This window comes from Butyrivibrio sp. NC3005 (assembly GCF_000424545.1).
In the GTDB taxonomy this organism is placed as follows: Bacteria; Bacillota; Clostridia; order Lachnospirales; family Lachnospiraceae; genus Butyrivibrio.
Window position 1 is genome coordinate 93,040 of the sequence record NZ_AUKC01000006.1, and the last position, 23,754, is coordinate 116,793.

At 37.2% G+C, this 23,754-nt stretch carries 21 protein-coding genes; 16 read left to right on the top strand and 5 right to left on the bottom strand.

Translation table 11 applies throughout. From position 1 onward, the window contains the following. The first annotated feature begins 11 nt into the window (after positions 1-11). The 3 genes from G634_RS0102805 (at position 12) to G634_RS0102815 (ending at position 2,777) form a co-directional block, all read left to right on the top strand. A complete protein-coding gene (locus G634_RS0102805; protein ID WP_026504021.1) occupies positions 12-1,376 on the top strand; it encodes an SseB family protein in 1,365 nt (454 codons plus the stop codon). A 123-nt stretch (positions 1,377-1,499) separates the two neighbouring features. Further along, the gene (locus tag G634_RS0102810; RefSeq protein ID WP_026504022.1) at positions 1,500-2,387 is read left to right on the top strand and encodes a hypothetical protein; all 888 of its coding nucleotides are present in this window, start codon (positions 1,500-1,502) and stop codon (positions 2,385-2,387) included. An 18-nt stretch (positions 2,388-2,405) separates the two neighbouring features. Next, entirely contained in the window at positions 2,406-2,777 is a 372-nt protein-coding gene (locus G634_RS0102815; protein ID WP_026504023.1) for a response regulator, read from the top strand. A gap of 205 nt (positions 2,778-2,982) precedes the next feature. Here the strand turns inward: G634_RS0102815 and ymfI are convergent, their stop codons facing one another. Next, positions 2,983-3,705, bottom strand: a complete 723-nt coding sequence (gene ymfI, locus G634_RS0102820; protein WP_026504024.1) for an elongation factor P 5-aminopentanone reductase — start codon at positions 3,703-3,705, stop codon at positions 2,983-2,985. A gap of 207 nt (positions 3,706-3,912) precedes the next feature. Between ymfI and trxB the strand changes: the two genes are divergently transcribed. From trxB to G634_RS0102870, 10 genes are all read left to right on the top strand, one after another. Continuing rightward, on the top strand, positions 3,913-4,860 hold the full coding sequence (trxB, locus tag G634_RS0102825; protein WP_035798660.1) for a thioredoxin-disulfide reductase: 948 nt from the start codon (positions 3,913-3,915) through the stop codon (positions 4,858-4,860). A gap of 251 nt (positions 4,861-5,111) precedes the next feature. Then, positions 5,112-6,485: a C40 family peptidase gene (locus G634_RS0102830; protein WP_026504026.1), complete on the top strand. Its 1,374-nt coding sequence runs from the start codon at positions 5,112-5,114 to the stop codon at positions 6,483-6,485. A 283-nt stretch (positions 6,486-6,768) separates the two neighbouring features. Further along, entirely contained in the window at positions 6,769-7,299 is a 531-nt protein-coding gene (gene hpf, locus G634_RS0102835) for a ribosome hibernation-promoting factor, HPF/YfiA family (RefSeq protein ID WP_026504027.1), read from the top strand. 431 nt (positions 7,300-7,730) lie between these two features. Then, complete coding sequence (locus tag G634_RS0102840) at positions 7,731-8,924, top strand: acetyl-CoA C-acetyltransferase (RefSeq protein ID WP_026504028.1); 1,194 nt, start codon at positions 7,731-7,733, stop codon at positions 8,922-8,924. 159 nt (positions 8,925-9,083) lie between these two features. Continuing rightward, on the top strand, positions 9,084-9,878 hold the full coding sequence (locus G634_RS0102845) for an enoyl-CoA hydratase-related protein (protein WP_026504029.1): 795 nt from the start codon (positions 9,084-9,086) through the stop codon (positions 9,876-9,878). Between the two features lie 72 nt (positions 9,879-9,950). Next, complete coding sequence (locus tag G634_RS0102850; protein WP_026504030.1) at positions 9,951-10,829, top strand: 3-hydroxyacyl-CoA dehydrogenase family protein; 879 nt, start codon at positions 9,951-9,953, stop codon at positions 10,827-10,829. A 290-nt stretch (positions 10,830-11,119) separates the two neighbouring features. Continuing rightward, the gene (locus tag G634_RS0102855; RefSeq protein WP_026504031.1) at positions 11,120-12,280 is read left to right on the top strand and encodes an acyl-CoA dehydrogenase; all 1,161 of its coding nucleotides are present in this window, start codon (positions 11,120-11,122) and stop codon (positions 12,278-12,280) included. 58 nt (positions 12,281-12,338) lie between these two features. Beyond that, positions 12,339-13,130: an electron transfer flavoprotein subunit beta/FixA family protein gene (locus tag G634_RS0102860; RefSeq protein ID WP_026504032.1), complete on the top strand. Its 792-nt coding sequence runs from the start codon at positions 12,339-12,341 to the stop codon at positions 13,128-13,130. A gap of 49 nt (positions 13,131-13,179) precedes the next feature. Further along, positions 13,180-14,235, top strand: a complete 1,056-nt coding sequence (locus G634_RS0102865) for an electron transfer flavoprotein subunit alpha/FixB family protein (protein WP_026504033.1) — start codon at positions 13,180-13,182, stop codon at positions 14,233-14,235. Positions 14,236-14,332: 97 nt separating this feature from the next. Next, complete coding sequence (locus G634_RS0102870) at positions 14,333-14,992, top strand: hypothetical protein (RefSeq protein WP_026504034.1); 660 nt, start codon at positions 14,333-14,335, stop codon at positions 14,990-14,992. A 162-nt stretch (positions 14,993-15,154) separates the two neighbouring features. Here the strand turns inward: G634_RS0102870 and G634_RS0102875 are convergent, their stop codons facing one another. From G634_RS0102875 to nadA, 4 genes are read right to left on the bottom strand one after another with little or no spacing between them, the layout of a single operon-like run. Continuing rightward, complete coding sequence (locus G634_RS0102875) at positions 15,155-15,715, bottom strand: transcription repressor NadR (protein WP_035798663.1); 561 nt, start codon at positions 15,713-15,715, stop codon at positions 15,155-15,157. A 21-nt stretch (positions 15,716-15,736) separates the two neighbouring features. After that, positions 15,737-16,591: a carboxylating nicotinate-nucleotide diphosphorylase gene (gene nadC / locus G634_RS0102880; RefSeq protein WP_026504036.1), complete on the bottom strand. Its 855-nt coding sequence runs from the start codon at positions 16,589-16,591 to the stop codon at positions 15,737-15,739. Further along, entirely contained in the window at positions 16,536-17,978 is a 1,443-nt protein-coding gene (locus tag G634_RS17755) for an L-aspartate oxidase (protein WP_081676430.1), read from the bottom strand. Before G634_RS17755 ends, nadC begins: the two co-directional genes overlap by 56 nt. Then, positions 17,975-18,904 carry a quinolinate synthase NadA gene (gene nadA, locus G634_RS0102890; protein WP_026504037.1) on the bottom strand — a complete coding sequence of 310 codons (930 nt, stop codon included), beginning with the start codon at positions 18,902-18,904 and terminating at the stop codon, positions 17,975-17,977. Before nadA ends, G634_RS17755 begins: the two co-directional genes overlap by 4 nt. 348 nt (positions 18,905-19,252) lie before the next feature. Between nadA and ybaK the strand changes: the two genes are divergently transcribed. The 3 genes from ybaK to G634_RS0102905 all read left to right on the top strand — a co-directional run bounded on the left by ybaK (position 19,253) and on the right by G634_RS0102905 (position 23,713). Then, a complete protein-coding gene (gene ybaK, locus G634_RS0102895) occupies positions 19,253-19,735 on the top strand; it encodes a Cys-tRNA(Pro) deacylase (protein WP_026504038.1) in 483 nt (160 codons plus the stop codon). 321 nt (positions 19,736-20,056) lie between these two features. Then, on the top strand, positions 20,057-22,435 hold the full coding sequence (locus G634_RS0102900; RefSeq protein ID WP_026504039.1) for a DUF342 domain-containing protein: 2,379 nt from the start codon (positions 20,057-20,059) through the stop codon (positions 22,433-22,435). 129 nt (positions 22,436-22,564) lie between these two features. Further along, entirely contained in the window at positions 22,565-23,713 is a 1,149-nt protein-coding gene (locus G634_RS0102905; RefSeq protein WP_035798665.1) for an HD domain-containing phosphohydrolase, read from the top strand. The last annotated feature ends 41 nt before the right edge of the window (positions 23,714-23,754 follow it).

Below are 23,754 nucleotides of genomic sequence, written 5' to 3' on the forward strand. Positions count from 1 at the left end.
AGGATATTTTAATGGCGTTATTTGGGTTGTTTGGGGGAAATAAGAGAAAAGAAGATGAGGAAGCTGCTAATCTTGAGTTGAAGCTTGAAGCAAGCAAGAAACTTGTAGAACAGCAGAGAAAAGAGCATGAAAATTTGCCGTGGCCTCATCCTGTTCCACTTTCACATATTAAGGTTTCAGGTGGAGAACCTGAGACAATGGAAGATCCAGTGTCTTCTGATAGAAAGGATGAAATCGGACCTTTAGTATTTGAAGAAAAGATTTCACCAGAAGTTTTGAAGGAAATGACTCTTCAGGAATTGTTATTTGTTTTAACTACTCAAGAAGTATTTAATGCAAAGGCAAAACTTGCAAATTTTTCTGATAATCACAGAATTATTTATAACGAACTTCTTAATAGAATTCGTGATGCCAAAACATATTATGCAATATATGATGCACGTACGAATTATCCTTTTATAGAAGGTGGATTTGCATATATTTATCTTGACGAAGAACTTGCTAATAAAGCGGTTGAAGCATATAACCGTCAATATAGAAAGCTTGTGGTTAAAAATTGTCCGGCAAGACCAGACGGTGCATCAGACACTGATAGAGGATTTTTTGACTACCTTTACTATCTTGGAATTGAGAGAATTATTATTGATAATGGACAGTATAGAGCAAGATTTCTTAGAAGTGAGATTGTTGCAGCACCATGGCAGGACAATGAAAAGCGCCCGCCTATAAATCCTTCGCTTAGACTTGCTATGTTGGATTTCCTTTCTGAAGTTCGTTGGCCTGTAAAATATGAAAAACGTCCAGCAATAGTACATGCCAAGGAGATGAGAATGATAAGTCTGGTACTAAATGGCATGTATATCGTACCGCTTACTCATGAAGGTCCTGTTGAAATGTCTGAGGATGGAAAAGTTCGTTTTAATAAAGATACAAGACTTCGTTTTCCAATTCTTAAGACAAAGGATGATAAAGTTTATCTTCCGGTCTTTACTGATGGAATTGAATTCGGGAAAAAGTTTGGAAGAGAGGGATTTGAAGGAGCAGTATTTGCTTTTCGTGATATTCTAAGATTTGTCGAAGATAAAGATGGCATTACTATTAATCCTATGGGAGAAAATATCATGCTCCCGAAAGAAAAAATGTTAGAACTTCAGGCAGCAGCAGAGTCAGCAATGTCAGCTAATGCTAATCAGGGATCAGTAGCAGGAAATGTATCTGATCAGGACATGATTAAGCGTGCAAGTGCAGAAGAAGTTGCTGATACAATAGCTAAAGTTGTTCAGAAAAATGCACAACTAGCAAAAGATGTTAAGGAGTCAACATCTGACGAAGATTATAAAGAAGATGTTTCTGAAGCTGATGTAAATACAATATAACATTTTAATGGCGCACAAAATAATAAAAATTACTCAAGTTTTTTAGGTTTGGATACGATAATCATCATATAAACATTGCGACTTAATGGCTTTCTGAACACAAATGAGAGGAAAGGCGAAAACATGTTTGATCGAATGATGGGACAGTTTCTGGTGGAAAGAGGAAGAATTACCACACAGCAGCTGGAACAGGTTTATGAAAGACAGGCTAAAAGCAGAGCTAGAATCGGAGTAATTGCAGTTGCAGAACAGTTAATGACAATTGCACAGGCAGAAGAGATCAACAATATGCAGACCATGCAAGATGCACCTTTTGGTGAACTGGCTATTCAAAAAGGATATCTTTTGCCGGAACAAGTGGAAAGGTTGCTGGAACGACAGGGAAGCGAATTTTTGACATTTACGCAGGCTTTAATTGATTATGGAGTTGTTTCGCTCGAACAGGTAAGTAAAGAAATAACTGAATTTCAGAAGTCACATGGACTTATGGAATCAGAAATGACAGCACTAAGAGCTAATGACATAGAAAAAATCGTTCCTATATTTGTTAGAGATGCAAATGAAGAAGTTCGTAAACTATATACAGTCATAGTAAAAAGCTGGTATAGACTTCTCAATACTCACGTTACAATTGGTTTTGTTGAAAAAAAGCAAGTTGTAAGTGGTGATTGTATAGGATTCCAGAGAATGACAGGAAAAGATGCTTTTTGTGTTGGAATTACTGGAAACTATGAAGATTTAAGAAAAACAGCAATGGATTATACCAAAGAAGATTTCATTGAAACCAAAGAAGATACTTTGGATGCGTTATGTGAAATGATTAATTGCATGAATGGAATCTATGTTACCAAAGTTTGCGAAGATGAGGAATTAACAGATTTAGATCCACCTGAATATGTCACAAAATATTGTAGTATTTCAGCGGAAGAGATTTATTCATTACCTATTTGTTGCGATGATACAGTTGTATACATTACGATTTCAGATGCAGCTGCAACTAAAATTGTGTGAAGCTTGGAGGTAGCGAAGATGGCAAAAATCCTTATTGTTGATGATTCTAGAACTTCGAGAAGAATTCTGAAAGATATTTTGGAGCGTCATGGCCATACGATTGTTGGTGAAGCTGTAAACGGAAAGGAAGGATACGAAATGTATCAATCCACTAACCCGGATATAGTTACAATGGATATTACAATGCCGGTTATGGATGGTATAGATTCATTGAAGCTTATTATGAGGCTTAATCCTGAGGCAAAAGTCATAATGGTTACAGCTGCCGGACAAAAACAAAAAATGCTAGAAGCATTAAAAGATGGCGCATCAGAGTATATTGCAAAACCTCTTGATGAAGAAGCAATCGTAAAGACAGTTGATGAAATATTAAAGAAAATGGGTCATTGAGACCATTGGAATAACAAAAGCTGACAGTAAGATATGTTTTTACTGTCAGCTTTTGCTGCATTAACTGTCTACAAGAGGAGATGTTGTTGTAGACAAAGACCTTAATACATTTTCTGATTACCATTTTGACTGAAATTATTTATTTCTGCATATTTTCTCATATATTTTTTTCCTAGTTATTATGAGAATAGTCAGTAATTAAGAATTATATCCATCCGCCATCAAAACTAATAATCTGACCAGTCAAATATCCTGGGGCATTAGCTATAGTAAAAACCATATCGGCCACTTCATCTGGAGTAGCAATTCTATCTGCTGGTATTTCTTCTTTTAAGCACTCAAGTTCTTCATTTGATAAATGTTTTCGATTCATATCTGTATCAATAACACCACAAGCAATTGCGTTTACCGAAATGTTAGATATAGCAAGTTCTTTAGCAAGAGCTTTAGTAAAAGCGTTAACACCACCTTTACTTGCAGAATATGCAACCTCGGTTGAGGCTCCAACATTTCCCCATACAGAAGAAATGTTAATGATTTTACCAGAGCCTTGTCTTAACATTAAAGGAACTGCAAAATGAGAAGTATTATAAACAGAAGTGAGATTGGTTTGGATAATCTTGTTCCAATCATCTATACTCATGTCTGTAAAAAGTCCTAACCACGCGATCCCGGCATTATTAATAACTATATCAACATGTCCTATAGTAGAAAAAAGTGTTGCTACTTCTTCATAATTTCCAACATCACATTTATATGGGGTGCACATAATATTATATTTTTCTGAAAGTTCAATTGAGAAATTACAAAGACTTTCATAACTATTTAAGCAGGTCAGATAGAGATTGGCACCTTCTTTAGCAAAGCGAGCAGCAATAGCCTTGCCTATTCCTCGACTGGCGCCAGTTATTAATACATTTAAACTCATAAAATTTTCCTTAAACCTTTATAATTGTATTTTTTTAGTTACTTGAAAAGTAAACGCAAATATGTATAATATGATTCAAAAGTCATACAAACTAGTTGATTACTTAAGAACCATCCAAAAATCTACACATATTTTGAAAACTAAAAATATGATGTGAAATAAATTTAATTTATTATAACACAATGTTGTTAACAGAAAGGAGAATACATGTCAAAAGAGTTGTACGATGTAATAATAATAGGTAGTGGACCTGCAGGTTTGTCTGCTGCTGTTTATGCTCAAAGAGCAGAATTGAAAAATATTGTAATTGAGAAAAATCCAATATCTGGCGGACAAATAATTAATACTTATGAAGTTGATAATTATTTGGGATTACCAGGAATAAACGGTTTTGATCTTGCAATGAAATTTAGGGAACATGCTGATAAACTTGGGACGGTTTTTGTGACAGAAGATGTTTTGTCAATTGAAAAGATTACAGAAGATAAAGATTTAAATAAGAATATATTTCGAATCAAAACAGATTCAAACGAATATGAAAGTAAAAGTGTTCTAATTGCAACAGGTGCTTCTCATTTGAAACTTGGAGCTTTTGGAGAAAATGAATTTGGCGGAAGAGGCGTTTCTTACTGTGCTACATGTGATGGTGCTTTCTTTAGAAAGAAGACAGCAGTTGTAGTTGGTGGCGGAGATGTTGCAGTTGAAGATGCAATTTTTCTTTCCAGAATATGCAGTAAAGTTTATTTAATTCATAGACGTAATGAACTAAGAGCTACTAAAATACTGCAAAAAGAATTGCTTTCGATTGATAATATTGAAGTGATATGGGACAGCGTTGTTAAAAAAATCGAAGGAAACGAAAAGGTAGAAGATGTTCTTGTGGAGAATATTAAGACAAAAGAAGAAAAAAAGATACAAACAGATGCTTGTTTTATAGCTGTCGGAATTAAACCTGATACAGATTTTGTCAGAGATTTAGTTGAATGTGATGAGAAAGGGTATGTTAAAGCCCCCGAGTCAGGAGAAACAAGTGTTGAAGGAATCTATGTAGCTGGAGATTCCCGTAAAAAGAAGCTTAGACAAATTGTTACAGCTGTTGCGGATGGTGCAAATGCAATTACAAGCATTCAAGAATATTTAGTTGTCAAATCGTAATAATTATTATTTGGTTTTAGCAAACTATTCGTACATAATGGAGATAACTGGACTAATTGTTTGAAAATTAGTCCGGTTTTTATTTGTGCAAAATACATAAAAAAGCACCCATAAAAGGCATGTAATTCGACAACAATGAAAAACTCCGAATATTTTTTCACGAAAATTGGTTACAGTATTGACAAAATTTACTTAGAAGAGTATATTAAAACAAGATGTAACAAATCCGTAACATACTATGGAGGCCAAAATTGAAGAATGCGAATATGCGGCTTGCAGCTTGTGCGCTGACAGCTGCCGTAACATTTACAAGTATGGGTTTTGAAGCTTTTGCAGGATCATCAAAGGCAACAAAAGTTCTTCCATCCGCAGGAATTGGATATGAGCTTGCCGATGCACAGCTTTCATTATCAGAACTTGAAGAAAAGAGTAATACGTCAGGAAAGAGCGATAGTAGCTCATCAGCTAATACAGAATCATCTAAGTCTTCTAATAATAGTTCTACAAGTGCCAGTGGTACTTCTAAGAATGATTCAGGAAAGACTATCACAGATACAACACCTTTAGCATCAAGAGTTGATGAAGATGTCCTTAATGATATTGAGAAGGCAACTGGTGCTACAAAGGATGATAAAAGTGAATATTCCAACCTCGTAATCGCTCAGGTTAACAACTATGTTAACGTTAGAGAAAAAGCAAGCGAGGATTCTGAAATACTAGGTAAGTTGTACAACAAATCAGTGGGTACATTTCTTGGTGAAGAAAATGGTTGGTATAAGATTAAATCCGGAAGTGTAACTGGTTATGTTAAAGCTGAGTTTTGTGTAACAGGTGAAAAGGCAGTTGAACTTGCCCCTAAGGTGGGTAGACGTATTGCAACTGTAACTACTACAACACTTAAGGTTCGTAAGAAACCGGGTACAGACGCAGAAGTGCTTGGACTTATTCCAATTGAAGATGAACTTGTTGTTAAAGAAGAACTCGACGGTTGGGTTAGAGTCGAAATCGAGGAAGGTGAAGGTTACGTATCAATGGATTACGTAAAACTTTCAACTGAATTCGTAAAAGCAGAGTCGAAGGCTGAAGAAGAAGCAAGACTTGCTGCAGAAGAAGCAGAGAAAGAAGCGGCAAGAAAAGCAGCTGAGAAGGCTACAAAGAAGAATGATTCTAATAAATCTTCATCTAAGTCTGGCGGTAAGAGTTCAGGTAAGTCTTCTGGAAAGTCATCTGGTTCTTCAAAGAGTGTTAAGTCTGCACAGTCATTTACAACTCAGACAAGCTCAATTGGAGAAGCAGTCGCAAGATTTGCATGTCAGTTCGTAGGAAATCCATATGTATACGGTGGAACCAGCCTTACACATGGTGCTGACTGTTCTGGTTTCGTTATGAGTGTATTTGCAAACTTTGGAGTATCTCTTCCTCATAGCTCTGCTGCTGATAGAAATGTTGGTGCAGCAGTTGATGGACTTGCTAATGCACAGCCTGGAGATATTGTATGTTATTCAGGTCACGTAGCAATTTACATTGGTGGAGGACGTATTGTACACGCATCTACTTCAAGAACCGGTATTATCATTTCTAATGCTGGATATCGTACACCACTTGCTGTACGTAGAATTTTCTAATATATAATAATATTGATATACTAAGGCCTGTCTGCAGAGATGTGGATGGGTCTTTTTAGTGAAAGATAAAGTTGAAAAATAATATGAAAAAATAATATTATTACAGTAAATAGTTGCACAATTCATGTATAAAATGGTATAATGTACATATTAAAAAGCTGATGCTCTCGTATTACAAATGTTTTATCATCTATAATTACGGGAACATAATCCGCGAAAAGAAGAGGGATGTAAGGAAGGAGCCCTCGGGTCGCACTCAAAAAAGAATAAGGTGGTGACTATTATGAGATTCACAATCGTAGGTAAAAACATTGATGTAACACCTGGACTTAGAGATGCAGTTGAAGACAAGCTTGGAAAACTTGCAAAGTATTTCAACGAAGATACTAACGTGAATGTTACACTGAATGTCGATAAAGATCGTCATAAAATTGAGGTAACCATCCCGATGAAGGGAAAGATTATACGTTCTGAACAGGTTAGCAGTGACATGTATGCTTCAATTGATCTTGTTGAAGAGGTTATTGAGAGACAGCTTAAGAAATATAAGAATAAGCTGATTGACAAGAATCAGGCCGAGCGTACTGCATTCAAACAGGAATTTATTGATCAGGATTATGTTGATGAAGACGAGATTCGTATTGAACGTGTTAAAAAGTTCGATATAAAGCCAATGTATCCTGAAGATGCATGCGTGCAGATGGAACTTTTAGGTCATAGCTTCTATGTTTTCATTAATGCAGAAACAGATGAGACAAATGTAGTTTATAAGAGAAAAGGCAATACTTATGGTTTGATAGAGCCGGAAGCATAATTATATAATTGAACAGTTGAATTGATTTACAAAAAGATAACAGTAATGTCAATTGCTAAATAATTGTTAAAAAACATAGAGAAGTTTATATACTTCTCTATGTTTTTTTGTTATAATATTGACGTTGGGACGTTTAAATCAAAAAAAAGAATCTCCAGCGTAATAAAAGTAAAATGTAAGCGCTTACACTTTGTTAAATTTATTGCAATCTCAAAGTGGTGTGTGTTATAATGCTATTGTTCTGATAAAAAATTAACAAGCAGGACAGGATTCAAATGACAGACTTGTTGCAGATAATAATATCTGAAACGTTTGGTTTTGCTGGATTTTTGGAGCATAGCTACAAAAATATTTATAAATTTAATAATGTTTATTATTGAAGGAACTTCAAATATTCAGTCACAAAGAGTGAAAAGTATGGAGGTAAGAGAATGGCACAGAAGGTAGTAATAGCAAGCGCATGTAGAACAGCAATTGGTAAGATGGGTGGAGAGCTTTCCACAACACCAGCTCCAGTATTGGGTTCAATCGTAATCAAGGAAGCTCTTAAGAGAGCAAATGTTCCAGCAGATCAGGTTGACGAAGTTCTTATGGGTTGTGTAATTCAGGCAGGTCAGGGACAGAACGTTGCACGTCAGGCATCTATCAAGGCAGGTCTTCCTGTTGAAGTACCAGCTGTTACTGTTAACGTTGTATGTGGTTCTGGTTTGAACTGTGTAAACATGGCAGCAGAGATGATTAAGGCAGGTGATGCAGATATCGTTGTTGCAGGTGGTATGGAGAACATGTCTATGGCTCCTTACGCAGTAATGCAGGGACGTTATGGTTACCGTATGAACAACGGTACACTTGTTGATACAATGGTTAACGATGCACTTTGGGATGCATTCAATAACTACCACATGATGATTACAGCAGAGAACGTTGCTGAGCAGTGGAACTTAACACGTGAAGAACTTGATGAGTTTGCAGCAAACAGCCAGCAGAAGTGTGAAGCAGCTATGAAGGCTGGTAAGTTCAAGGATGAAATTGTTCCTGTTGAAATCAAGAAAAAGAAAGAAACAGTTATTGTTGATACAGATGAGGGCCCTCGTCCAGGTACAACAGTTGAGACACTTGCAAAGCTTAAGTGCTGCTCTGGCAAGAAAGAAGGCGGTGTAGTTACAGCTGGTAATGCTTCTGGTATTAACGATGGTGCAGCAGCAGTTGTAGTTATGAGCGAAGAGAAAGCTAAGGAACTTGGCATTAAGCCAATGGCTACTTGGGTTGCTGGTGCTCTTGGTGGTGTAGATCCTTCTATCATGGGTGTAGGTCCGGTTGCAGCTACACAGAAGGTTCTTAAGAGAACAGGTCTAACAATTGAAGACTTTGATCTTTATGAAGCAAACGAAGCTTTCGCTGCTCAGTCTGTAGCAGTAGGAAAAGATCTTCACTTCGATCCAGCGAAGCTTAACGTTAACGGTGGTGCTATTGCACTTGGTCACCCGGTTGGAGCTTCAGGATGTCGTATTCTTGTAACACTTCTTCACGAGATGCAGAGAAGAGATGCTAAGCGTGGTCTTGCAACCCTTTGTATCGGCGGTGGTATGGGATGTGCTACTGTTGTTGAGAAGTACGAAGGATAATTATATAAATAATCCATTTTAATAAATCCGCGCTGCTGCGTAGACAACGTAGCAGCGCAATAAATTGATTAGAGTTAAACGTTTTTTGTTTTTAACTTTGATGGCAAAAAGTGCCATCTATAACATCCAATGATTGGATAAAGAGAAAGGAATAACAACATGGGATTCGTTAAATACGAAGTTCAGGATGCAGTAGGTATCATTACTATAGATCGTGAAAAGGCATTAAATGCACTTAATAGCGAAGTTCTTGATGATCTTAATGCGGCATTTGATAACGTAGATCTTGATACAGTTCGTTGCCTTATTCTTACAGGTGCAGGTGACAAGAGTTTTGTAGCTGGTGCTGATATAGGAGAAATGAGCACTCTTACAAAGGCTGAAGGCGAAGCTTTCGGTAAGAAGGGTAATGATCTTTTCCTTAAGATTGAATCTTTCCCTATTCCTGTAATTGCTGCTGTTAATGGTTTTGCTCTTGGTGGCGGATGCGAGATTGCAATGAGCTGTGATTTCCGTATTTGCTCTGAAAATGCAATGTTTGGACAGCCTGAAGTAGGTCTTGGAATTACACCAGGATTTGGTGGAACACAGAGACTTGCTCGCCTTGTAGGCATGGGTATGGCTAAGCAGATGATTTACACAGCAAGAAATATCAAGTCTGATGAGGCTCTTCGTATCGGTCTTGTAAATCAGGTAGTATCTAGTGAAGAACTTCTTCCTACAGCTAAGAAAATTGCAAGTACAATCGCTATGCAGGCACCTATTGCTGTTCGTGCTTGTAAGAAAGCTATTAATGATGGTTATCAGACAGATATTAATAGTGGCGCAGCTATCGAAGAGAAGCTTTTTGGTTCTTGCTTTGAAACAGAGGATCAGAGAGAAGGAATGGGCAACTTCCTTAAGAAAAAGGATGATCCTACCAAGGTTAAGCACGTAGCATTCCAGAATAAATAATTTGGAATTTTATAATACAGAATGTCAGATATGGCTTTCTGAACATGAATTTATTTAAGGAGGACTTATACAATGAAAGTTGCAGTCATTGGAGCAGGAACAATGGGTTCCGGAATAGCACAGACATTCGCACAGTGCGATGCATTTGATACCGTATATCTTTGCGATATTAAGCAGGAGTTTGCAGATGGTGGTAAGGTTAAGATTGAGAAGAATCTTGCTCGTCTTGTAAAGAAGGAAAAAATGACTCAGGATCAGGCTGACGCAATTCTTGCAAAGGTTAAGACTGGTCTTAACACAATTGCTACAGATCCAGATCTTGTAGTTGAGGCAGCACTTGAAGTTATGGATATTAAGAAGAACTGTTTCAAGCAGCTTCAGGATGAGATTGTAAAGAATCCAGATTGCATTTATGCTTCTAACACATCTTCTCTTTCTATTACAGAGATTGGTGCTGGTCTTACAAAGCCTGTAATTGGTATGCATTTCTTCAATCCAGCTCCTGTTATGAAGCTTATTGAGGTTATTTCTGGTGCTAACACACCTAAGGAGACAACAGAGCGCGTAGTTGAGATTTCCAAGACTCTTGGAAAGACTCCTGTTCAGGTAAACGAAGCACCTGGATTCGTTGTTAACAGAATTCTTATTCCACTTATCAACGAAGGTATTTTCGTTTATAGCGAAGGCGTTTCTGACATCGAAGGTATCGATAGCGCTATGAAGCTTGGAGCAAATCACCCAATGGGACCTCTTGAACTCGGTGACTATGTTGGTCTTGATATCGTTCTTGCAATTATGGACGTTCTTTATCATGAGACTGGCGATTCCAAGTATCGTGCATGCACACTTCTTCGTAAGATGGTTCGTGCTAAGCACCTTGGTGTTAAGACAGGTATCGGTTTCTACAAGTACAATGAAGATAGAACAAAGACACCTGTAGATAAGCTTTGATAAATAGTTTTTTGTAGAATTAAGACTTCTTACATTTATAAATTCATTATATATGTAAGAAAAATATAATGTTACTGCTTTGATATATAGGAAGTAGTAATCATATAATTGCTTTCAAAGGTGATTAAAAGGCTTTCATCTTAAAACTTATGTTTGAAAGGTGAAAGCCTAAAGAATTGTTAAAAAAGTTTCAAATTGAAATTTTAAAAAGCAGAAATGTAAAAAGCTTTTTGCTATAATATTTTAAAACGTTTCTGTAAATATTTGGAAACAAGAAAAAGGAGAAAAACATGGATTTTCAGCTGGATCAGAAGCATGAAATGGCAAGATCTCTTTTCAGAGATTTTGCAGAAAAAGAAGTAAAGCCTCTCGCAATCGACACAGATGAGACAGAGACTTTCCCAAGAGAGACAGTTACAAAGATGGGTAAGAGTGGCTTTCTTGGTATTCCTGTACCAAAGGAATATGGCGGACAGGGATGCGATCCTCTTACATACGTTATGTGCGTAGAGGAACTTGCAAAGGTATGCGGAACAACATCTGTTATCGTTTCTGCACATACATCACTTTGTATTGATCCTATTCTTACATATGGTACAGAAGATCAGAAGAAGAAGTATATTCCAGATCTTGCATCTGGTAAGAAACTTGGTGCATTCGGTCTTACAGAGCCTGGTGCTGGTACAGATGCTCAGGGCGTACAGACAAAGGCTGTTCTTTCTGAAGACGGCAAGACTTGGACTCTTAATGGTTCTAAGTGCTTCATCACAAATGGTAAGGAAGCTGATGTTTATATCATCATCGCTTATACAGATATCATTACAGATGCTAAGGGAAGAAAGAGCAAGAAGTTCACAGCATTCATCGTTGAGAAAGATACTCCTGGTTTCACATTTGGAACAAAGGAACATAAGATGGGTATTCGTGGATCAGCTACATATGAGCTTATCTTCCAAGATTGTGTAATTCCAGCAGAGAACCAGCTTGGAGCTCGTGGAAAGGGATTCCCTATCGCTATGCACACTCTTGATGGTGGACGTATTGGTATTGCTGCTCAGGCTCTTGGTCTTGCAGAAGGCGCACTTGACAGAACAATCGCTTATGTAAAAGAGAGAAAGCAGTTCGGCAGAAGCATTGCTCAGTTCCAGAATACACAGTTCCAGCTTGCTAACCTTGCTACAGAAGTTGAGGCTGCTCAGCTCCTTGTTTATAAGGCTGCAGAAGCTAAGAGAACACAGTCCAGATATTCTGTTGAAGCAGCAAAGGCTAAGTTATTTGCAGCAGAGACAGCTATGGATGTAACTACAAAGTGCGTACAGCTTCTTGGTGGTTATGGTTATATTAGAGAATACGAAGTTGAGCGTATGATGCGTGATGCTAAGATTACAGAGATTTACGAAGGAACTTCAGAAGTTCAGCGTATGGTTATCTCTGGTGATCTTTTGAAATAATATCGCTTCTAATTCGTAAATACTGTTTAGTTACAGAACATAAATAAGGAGAATACAAATGAAAGTTGTAGTTTGTGTTAAGCAGGTCCCTGATACAAAGGGCGGCGTTAAATTCAAACCGGATGGAACATTGGACAGAGGTGCAATGCTTACAATCATGAATCCGGATGATAGAGCAGGTCTTGAAGCTGCACTTAGACTTAAGGATGAGTACGGCGCTGAAGTTACAGTTGTAACTATGGGTCTTCCAAAGGCTGAAACAGTTCTTCGCGAAGCTCTTGCTATGGGTGCTGATAAAGCAATCCTTGTTACAGACAGAGTACTCGGCGGTGCAGATACATGGGCAACATCAACAACAATTGCTGGAGCAATTCGTAATCTTGAGTATGATATCGTTATCACAGGTCGTCAGGCTATCGATGGTGATACAGCTCAGGTTGGTCCTCAGATTTCTGAGCATCTTGGAATTCCAGTTATCTCATATGCTGAAGAAATTTCAGTTGATCAGAATGAGAAGACTGTTACAGTTAAGAGACAGTTCGAAGACCGTTACCACATGGTAAAGGCTAAGATGCCTGTTCTTATCACAGCTCTTTCAGAGCTTGGTGAGCCTAGATACATGACTCCTGGTGGAATCTTTGATGCATTCGATACAGAAGTTACTGTATGGGGCAGAGCTGATCTTAAGGACGTTGATGATTCAAACATCGGTCTTAAAGGTTCTCCTACACAGATTGCTAAGGCTTCAGATAAGGTTAAGAAGGGTGCTGGTGAAAAGGTTACTCCTGATAGCACAGATGAAGCAGTTAAGTACATTCTTGGCAAGCTTGAAGAGAAGCATGTCATCTAATTTTTGTTTTAGATGCAAAATATAATTGATTTTCAAAAGGAGAAAGAACATGTCTTTAGAAGAATATAAGGGCGTATATATCTTTGCTCAGCAGGTTGATAACGAGATTAGCACAATCGCACTCGAGCTCTTGGGCAAAGCTAAGGATCTTGCAAAAGATCTTGATGAAAAGGTAACAGCTATCCTCTGCGGATCTGAAGTAGGATCACTTGCAGGAAAGCTTGGTGAGTACGGTGCAGATCGTGTTATCGTAGTAGACGATCCAGAACTTAAAGAGTATAGAACAGAGCCTTATGCACATGCACTTGCATCTGTTGTTAAAGAGTTCAAGCCAGAAATCCTCTTAGTAGGTGCTACAGCTATCGGACGTGACCTTGGTCCTCGTGTTTCTGCACGTATCCACACAGGTCTTACAGCTGACTGTACATCTCTTGAGATTGGTGATTTCCCAATCAATGCTATCCCAGGACAGGAACAGAAGCACAATCAGCTTCTTATGACACGTCCTGCATTCGGTGGTAACACAATTGCTACTATCGCTTGCCCAGAGTTCCGTCCACAGATGGCAACAGTTCGTCCTGGTGTTATGCAGAAGATTGCTCCTATTGCTGATGCAAATCCTGAAATCATCAACTATAATCCAGGATTTGAGAAGAATGACTGCTACACAGAAATCCTTAAGGTAGTTAAGGAAGTATCTAACGTTGCTAACATCGCTGATGCAAAGATTCTTGTATCTGGTGGTCGTGGTGTTGGAAGTGCTGAGAACTTCAAACTTCTTGATGATCTTGCCGAAGTACTTCATGGAACAGTTTCATGTTCTCGTGCAGTAGTAGATAATGGCTGGAAGCCAAAGGAACTTCAGGTTGGTCAGACAGGTCAGACAGTTCGTCCTCATGTTTACTTTGCAATTGGTATTTCAGGCGCTATTCAGCACGTTGCTGGTATGGAAGAGTCTGATATCATCATCGCAATTAACAAGGATGAGAATGCTCCTATCTTCGATGTAGCTGACTATGGTATTGTAGGAGATCTTAACAAGATTCTTCCTGAACTTACAAAGTCTTTGAAGGCTGCACTTGAGGCAAAGGGACAGACAGCATAATCTAAGAATTCTGTTTTAAAACAAAATAATTAGATTTTTTAAAGCCCTCAAAAGGTTAATAATCTTTTGAGGGCTTTTGTAAGACGAGGGTAATGATTTGCAACAGATACAAGAAATAGTTCAATGGTTTCGTATTAATAATTATTTTACAACAGCTTTATTAAATACAATCTTTGTTCCAATCGCATTTATTGCATTCGGCAGAATAGTAGAGATACTGGATATGGCATTGCTGACTTTTTTTAGTAAACTAATTGGACAGCAAGGTGCCTATGCATTTCATAATTATGGGCTTTATTTGGGAACGGTACATCATGAGCTTGCTCATGCTGCAGTCGCAGCATTGACAGGTGCAACAATAAAAGAAATAACATTGCTTCCAAATGGAAATACACTTGGTAGCGTTACCTATATTCCAAAGGGAAATGTATTATTTACATCATTACAGAAAACACTTGCCAGCACTGCTCCTGTCTATTTGGGAAGTATAAGCTTGTATTATTTATTTACCTGTTGTTACGCCAAATGCGGAATATGGTGGCAGTTTATTATATTTGGATATGTGGTATTAAGCATTTTTACACATATGAACATGAGTAGTGTAGATGTTAAAGGAGCATTGTCCGGACTTCCGGTATGTATGGTCGTAATGTTTGCAGTATTCTATTTTACGAGATTTGATTTGATAAACTTTGCATTGAATATGCAGTGTGTCAAGTCAGTCACAGAGTTCTTTGAAGTGGTTTCCTCATATTGAAAAAAATCCAGGAAGATGAATTTTATTCGTACTTCCTGGATTTTTTATTTTCAGGCCAAAATTTTAAATACGACTGTCATTCATAGTCTTTTTCCTTGATGAAAGAACAGAATCAACTAAATCTTGACCATAAAACTTACAAGAAAGCGATTAAAGTGGCTATCAGATATTTGAGTAGTTTTTGGGCTCATAGATAACAGGAGCTTTTCTTGTTTCGATAAGATATCCTTTTTCGCGTAGAGCATCTTCGATTTCATCTAGAATACGTTCGCTGCGAGCTTCGATAGTATGATAATGATATCCGTCAGTCAGACTTGAAAGTGGAGACGAGACGCCGCTCTTCATGTCTTTTAAATAGTTTTGAATATCGCGTTTAGAACTAATCTGCAAAGGAGCGGTAATTGTACCATAAACCTTATGTTCTACATAAACATTCTGGACGCTTCCGCCTAAATCTACAATAGTAGTAAGTTCATCTTCAATTTGTAAATCTGTATGCCTGACTTTATAAACTCGTCTTGTGTTTGATGCATGCATCAAAATGTATCCTGAACTAGTTGAGACAAGGTCTGGCCTAGTTGCTTTTAAAAGTGCAATGTCTGTTACAATAACCTGTCTGCTAACGCTAAGTTTTTTGGAAAGCTGGCTTCCAGAAATAGGACTATCGGCCTGAGCTAGTAATTCAATTATTCGATTTCTACGTTCCTCACCGCTAATTCGCATAAACAACATCCTTTCTTGGTCTTACAAAATAGGATGAAGGTTCTTCATTGATAAATCGAGTATCGGAGCAGAATGAGTAAGAGCACCACTGCTAATATAATCGACACCAAGGTCAGATAAGATGGAAATATTTTCAGCGGTTACGTTTCCAGAAACTTCTACTTCACACTTACCATTTATTATTTTCATAGCTTCCTCAATCTCTTTGTGAGACATATTGTCGAGCATGATAATATCGGCGCCTGCTTCAACAGCCTCTTTTACCATGTCAAGATTTTCGACTTCAACCTCGATTTTTCGTACAAATGGAGCATAGTCTTTAGCCATTTCGATGGCTTTTTTTACACTGCCAGCTGCACCAATATGATTGTCCTTAAGAAGAACTCCATCAGATAGATTATAACGGTGATTTCTTCCGCCGCCAACTGTTACAGCATATTTTTCGAAAACTCTCATGTTAGGAGTTGTCTTGCGAGTATCCAAAAGTTTTATTTTAGAACCTTTAAGGAGATTGACTACATTCGCAGTATAAGTAGCAATACCACTCATTCTCTGCAAATAGTTAAGTGCAACTCTTTCACCAGATAAAAGGACTCTAATATCGCCTTCAACTTCACCGATTTTCTGACCATTTGTGATTTTGTCACCATCATTTACAAAGAAACTGACTTTTGTTGTATCATCTAATAATGTAAAAACACGTGCATAAACGTCGAGTCCAGCAACTACTCCATCCTGTTTGGCAATTAAATCTACATGCCCGTTTGTAGACACTGGCATAACAGCATTTGTAGATACGTCTTCAGAAGTAATATCTTCTTTAAGCGCTGACCAAATCAGTTCGTCTGCCTGAAGTTTCATTGTGATTGGAGACAGGTGTGCTGTACTTCTTTGTTGTGTGTTGTTCATGATAATGTTTCATCCTTTCAATTTCATCTAGTACTATTTTTCTATATGAAGAAAACAGGCTGTTCTCGTCTTTGTATTCTTCAAGATTAACATCCTTTGGATTTGTCAAAGAAATAGTATATTCAAAAAAGTTTTTTTCAATTGTAAGCGCAGCTTTTTTTGCCCATACAAGACTCTCTAACAAAGAGTTGCTGGCAAGTCTGTTCTTACCATGAACTCCATTGCAGCAGGTTTCACCGATTGCAAAGAGCATGGGAAGAGAAGTTTGACCATTCAAATCTACCTTTATCCCGCCCATAAAATAGTGCTGGGCAGGAACGACCGGAATAGGTTCTTTAGTGCAGTCATAGCCTTCTTCGAGACATTTTTCATATATATGGCAAAAATGAGTAAGGATTTCTTCTTTAGGTATATTTTCCATTGAAAGCCATACATGACTTGAGCCTTCTTTTTTCATTTCTGCAAAAATAGCATTACTAACAACATCTCTTGGAAGAAGCTCGTCCACGAATCTTTGCTTTTTCGAATTAAGTAGGATTCCGCCTTCTCCTCGAACAGATTCAGTTATAAGGAATGCTCTTTCGTTCTTTGTTGTGAAAAGAGTAGTAGGGTGAATCTGTATATAATCGGGGTTTTCAAGTTTAATGCCATGTTTTAGGCAAACAGCTAGTGCATCTCCTGTAAGAATAGGATAGTTTGTGCTGTGATTAAACAAACCGCCAATTCCTCCACATGCAAGAATAGTGGCGCTTGCTTCGATACAGACAAGTCCATTGCCCTCTTTGCTTGTATCATTGCTATATTCATAAAGAGGACTTCTTGGAGAACAGAGGCATAGAATGCCTGAGCAAAATTCTTTGTTATCATTTGCACAAGTCAAAATATCAACCATTGTAACGTTTTCATAGATGGTGATATTAGAACGGGTTTTAACTTCTTCTAGTAAATGTGAAGTGATTTCTTTTCCGGTGATATCTTCGTGAAAAAGAATTCTCTTATTCGAATGAGCACCTTCTCTAGTAAAGTCTAGTTTGCCATCTGCAGTTCTGGCAAAACGTGTACCATAGGAAATAAGATCGTCTATGACAAAAACAGACTCTCTAATCATCTGGTCTACAGCTTTTGTATTGTTTTCATAATGTCCGGCTCTCATTGTATCTTCAAAATAGCTGTCATAATCGTTTTCATCTCTTAACATACAGATGCCGCCTTGTGCAAGATAACTATCACATTCATCAGCAGCACCTTTGGATATAATAGTTATTTTGCGCTCCTTAGGGAGTTTCAAAGCTGTATAAAGACCAGCAACACCACAACCAACTATAACTATATCAGTAAGAAATGATTTTTTCATATAAGGCTCCGTTCTGGAACACTTCCAAGTTCCAACATTCGTTCAAGAGGAGAATCAGCTAAATCTCTTAGGCTTTCATCAACTGTGATTTCGCCTTTATTGTACTTAAGACAGTCACGAATCTTCTCTAAAGTTACTTTTTTCATATTCGGGCAGATCTGATAAGAATTTACAGCATAAAAGTTCTTTTCAGGTGAACGCTTTTTCATTTCATGTATAACACCAAGTTCAGTGCATATAATGAAATCAGTGCAGTCACTTTCTTGGGAATATTCAATAATATCTTTTGTTGAACCGATGAAATCTGCGAGATTACAGACTTCTTCTTTACACTCTGGATGAACCAGAACTTGTGCATTTGGATGTAAATTAAAAGCGCGTTCAACGTCATCAGCTGTAATAGTTGAATGTACATGACAGTGACCAGGATTTAAAATGACGTTTTTCTCTGGACACATATTTGCAATGTATCTGCCAAGATTTCCATCAGGAATAAAGAAAATATTCTTATTTGGAAGATTCTTTACAATATTGAGTGCATTGGAACTTGTTACACAGACATCAGATAAAGCTTTAATTTCTGCCATAGAATTGATATAGCATACAACTGCAAGGTCATCATATTGTGCTCTCATTTTTTGGATATCTTCTGCATTTACCATAAGTGCCATAGGACATACTGCATTAAGGTCTGGCATAAGAACTGTCTTGTCAGGGCTAAGAATATTGGCAGACTGTCCCATAAAAGTTACACCACAAAAAACAATAGTCTTGCAAGATGCAGATTTTGCAACCTTGGCAAGATAGAAAGAGTCGCCTATATAATCAGCTATGTCTTGAACCTTTTCATCAACATAGTAGTGGGCCAGAATCAAAGCATCTTTTTCTTTACATAAATCTCGAATTTCCTGAGTTAATTCGTTCATAATCTCCTCCGTGTCATAGTCTGCTTTATATAGAATCAAAGCATTTGTGATACATTGAGAATACTTTACTCCTTGGAAAAGAATAAGTCAAGACATATGTAAAAATATTAAATACACCTGACAAGACAGTTGGATTCTTTTGGAATTGATGCGTCGTTATGTTTATTATCAGGAAAATGTGTTTTCTACAAAATCAGCAAACAGCAAGTGGATCATAGTTAATTACAAAAGTGATTCAAAACTGTATTTTTAACATTAAAGAAGAAAAGTGGTATTATTATCATGCTGTAAGTACTATGGTATTTATAGCAACAGATTTAGTAGTGTAATTTATTCAGGAGTATTAAAATGGCTAAAAAAGAAGTTAAAACAAATGCAATGAGAATTTTAGATACTATGAAGATTCCTTATAAACACCATGAATATGAGTGCAAAGAATTTGTGGATGGAATTCAGATAGCAGATAGCCTTGGACAAAGTCATGAAAAGGTGTTCAAGACACTTGTTACAATAGGAGCTGATCATAACTACTACGTATTTGTTCTCCCGATAGAAAAGGAACTTGATTTTAAAAAATGTGCTAAGAGCGTAGGAGTTAAAAATGTTGAGATGATACCTGTAAAGGATATCAATAAGGTTACAGGGTATATAAGAGGCGGTACAACGTCAATAGGAATGAAGAAACAATATGTAACACGAGTTGCTATAGAGGCAAAAGAACAAGATACAATTTATGTCAGCGGAGGAAGAATAGGCTCACAGCTTGAACTTGCTCCCGATGATCTTCTTAAAGCAGATAAAGGAGAGTATGCCGATATAACAAGAAATTGACTTCTAAAAGATTAAAGATAAGAAGTTGAATTTTCTTAATTAATTTATCTATGACTTCTTGCTGAGATTTAGGATAATCATCAGCAAGAATCCTGCTTCGCAGGACAAAATTTGTCTTAATGACAAATTTTGGTCTGGTACGGTTCTTGATTTTCGTGAGAACAAAAGTCATGCATTTACTCATAAAAAATAAAACTAATCCGATAAATTAATCGTACAGATGCTATTTGTTTTTTTGGTAATTTTTTCACATAAAATGCCGATATACTAAGAAAGCTGATGTTTTATTAAAGGATTAATAACAGTAAGGGACAGGTGAGTATGAGTACAGTGCAGACAAGGGATTTATCTGTTACATCTGAAAATAATAAACAAACTGTAAACAAAGAAGAAAAAATTGCGCAGGAGTTGCGACTTTGTCAGCAGGCTGGTGGAGATTTAGAGTTAATTCGCAAAGAAGGTCTGAATTTAAATCAGTTGATTGAAGTCCGTCAGGGACTTCAAAAAAAAGTAGATGTTTCCCTTTATTGTAAAAAAGAATATGCATCTGCTCAGATGAGAGAAATAAGATTAGGATTGGAAAGTGACATACCTGTCATTTTCTATCTTAACGTTGCTTTTGATTGGACTCAAATGCGTGAAATTAGGCTTGGGCTTTCAGAAAATCTTGATATTTCAAGTTATGCTTATCCTAATATCACTCATTTGAAGATGCATGTGATTCGTGAAAGTCTTAAGGATAGTTGCGTTTTCACGAAAGAACAGATAAAAAAATTTTCAGCGTCAGTTCTTGACCAGATTCATCAAGCATATCTTAGCAAAATTGATTTATCACAATATTTGGCTTTGGATTATGATGAAGAACAACTTGAGCAGATTCGCCTTGCTCTTGAGCAAAAACTCCCAATGGAACCATATTTTGACCCAATAATTCGAGGTGAAAGTTTAAAAGAAATAAGACTAGGACTTAGTGAAAATCTTGACGTAAGTATATATGCAAATACAGAGTTCACTTGGCAGCAGATGCATCAAATTAGAATAGGTCTTGAAAGAAAAGTTGATGTCAGTGTATATGCAAAGCCGTTATATTTGCCGACGCAGATGCGAGAAATTCGCAAAGGTCTTGAGAAAAACGTTGATGTCAGCCAGTATTCGAGTATGATGTATACGGCAAAGGAGATGCGCCAGATAAGGCATAGACTCGAAAATGGTGAAGATATAGTTAAAGGTCAGCAGGCTGTTGATCCTCTTGTACCTGGTGGAGCACCCGCAATTAAGACACAGACGCTTACTGAAGAGCGTATGCGAACAGGGGAAACTAAAGATATCTTAAGCAGCAAGAATGGATACAGCGAAGTTGTAGATCAGGAGCACTTTGTTAAGATAACTCCTGATAATATGAAAGTTTTCCTAAAATTGCCAAGGCTTCTTAATGGAAAAAATTATACTACAAAATTTATTGTTAATCTGCTGAATAAAATGCAGATTGTTCGTGGTGTCAAAAAAGATGTCATCGAGGATATGCTGACTAAGCAGATGTTTGATGAGGATGTACTTGTTGCCGAAGGACAAGGTCCTAAGTTTGGAAAAGATGGCTATTATGAGTATTTTTTTGACAGAATGATACCTTCCCAGCCAGAATTTAACAAAGATGGAACAATGAATCTTTATAGAGTTAAGTATTTTGTTACGGTAAAAGCAGGAGCGAAACTGGCAGAATATCATCAGGCTATTCCTGGACGAGATGGATTTACAGTAAAAGGCGTAACTTTGCCAGGAAAGAACGGAAGAGAGTTAGATAATCTCAAAGGCTATGGCTTTATGGAAATGAAAGATAGAGTTTATTGCTCTGCGGTGTCAGGTACAGTACGAATAGAGCCGGGATTCATGTATGTTGATCCTTTGATGACTATAGAGAATACAGAAAATACTCCTCTTAACATAGATCATGCTGGAAGTGTGTGGGTGAAAGCGGATGTTCCTCCAAGATCAGTTATAAAAGCTAGAGGCGATGTAATAATAGATGGTCTTGCTGAAAATGCTGTGATTGAATCCGGTGGTAATGTTGTATTTAGAGTTGGAGCAAATGGCTTGGAGAGAAGAGGAAGTATTAAGGCAGCAGGATGTGTATATGCTGGATATCTTCTTCAAATGGATATTATCGCAGAAAAGTCAATTTATACGAATGAGTGTATTAACTGCAAGGTTCATACAAAAGGTGAAATAATAGCGTATGGCGACAGTGGAAGAATATTTGGCTGTGAGATAATTTCACAGATGGGCGTTAATACTGCATATCTTGGTAATGATGTTAACTCTAAGACTGTAGTATCTATAGGTGCAACACCTGAAGTGGAAGCTTCTTACAATGAGTGCAAAGAAAAACTTGAAAAGCTAAAAGAGGAATTAAAAACACTATCAAAAGAACAAAAGAAAGCAGCTGGACTTGATACCAAAATTGCGAAGAATCTTCAATGGAAAACAAAAATTACTATTGCAGTATCCATGAAAGAAAAAGAACTAGAAGCTTGCAAACAGAAAAAGCATGAATTAGAAGAATTGATTTCCAGAATAAATAATGCAGTTGTTGAAGTGCGAAGAACTGTATATGAGGGATGCCTGCTCATCATAGCTGGAACAAAAATTCCGGTTAAGAAAACCAGGAGTGAAAAAGGTGGGATTATTTTCACCAAAGAATAAATATAATTTAGTTACTGTTGTCCACTAGATTCATGTTTTCACAAAACATACGGTAAATGTGAGTTTCTCGAGGAAAGTGGCAAGAACCGTATTAGACAAAAAACACTCATTTTTAGAAAGGAACAGATTATGGCAGCTTCTTGGGCGATTCTTATTGCGGATGATTCAAAGGTAAACCGTGATCTGCTTAAAGGAATATTTGAGAAAGATTACGAAATCCTTGAAACAGATAATAGTCAGGATGCATTGCAGCTTATGGCATCTCATTTGGACAAATTAGCATCTGTCCTTATAGATATTAATCTGTCAGGACTGGACGGATTCGAGATATTAGATCAAATGAAAAAGCTTGGTATCATGGATCAGACACCGGTTATTGTAATAATGGTGGGAAGTTCCATAGATATAGAAAGAAAGTGTTATGAACGAGGCGTACTCGACGTCATTCCCAAGCCCTTTGATTCCAATATTGTCAAATATAAAGTTAATCGCGCTGTAAACCTTATTAGAAGAAATAAGGAATTGCAGGACAAAAACAATGCCCAGGCAGCGCTTATGAATAAACAAAATGACTTGATGAATAAGCAAAATGAAGAAATCAAGGTTAAAGAAAATTACTTTAAGACAAATAATATCAGAATAATTGATACTATTTGCGGAGTAATTGAATTTAGAAATCTTGAATCGCGCTTTCATCTTGTCAGAATACGTGGATTTGTAGAGATACTTGCAAGGTATTGTATGTCAATGTATCCAGAATATAAATTGGATGAGACAAAAGTTAGTATGATTGCAAGGGCTTCTGCAATGCATGATATAGGCAAGATAGCTGTTCCTGACAATATTCTTCTGAAACCAGGTCGCCTTACTCAGGATGAATTTGAAGTAATGAAATCTCATACAACAAGAGGCTGTGAGATTATCAGGATGATGAGTGATGTACAGGAAAAGGATTTCTACATCATTTGCTATGATATTGTGCGCCACCACCATGAAAGATACGATGGAACAGGTTATCCGGATGGATTGAAAGGAGAGGAAATATCTATTGCATCCCAGCTCACTGCGCTTGCAGATGTATATGATGCGCTTTTGAGCCAGCGAGTTTATAAGGCTGCGATTGCTCCGGATAAGGCATTCTCAATGATAATGAATGGAGAGTGCGGAGTGTATTCAGCAAAATTATTAAATTGTTTCAGAGCCGCGCAAAAAGAACTGAACACACTTTTTTATGAAACCAGAAACAGGGAAGTAAAAGAAAATGCAGAAGAAGACTAAAATCTGATGCTTGTAAGCTTTTTAAGAAGCTAGTGACAAAT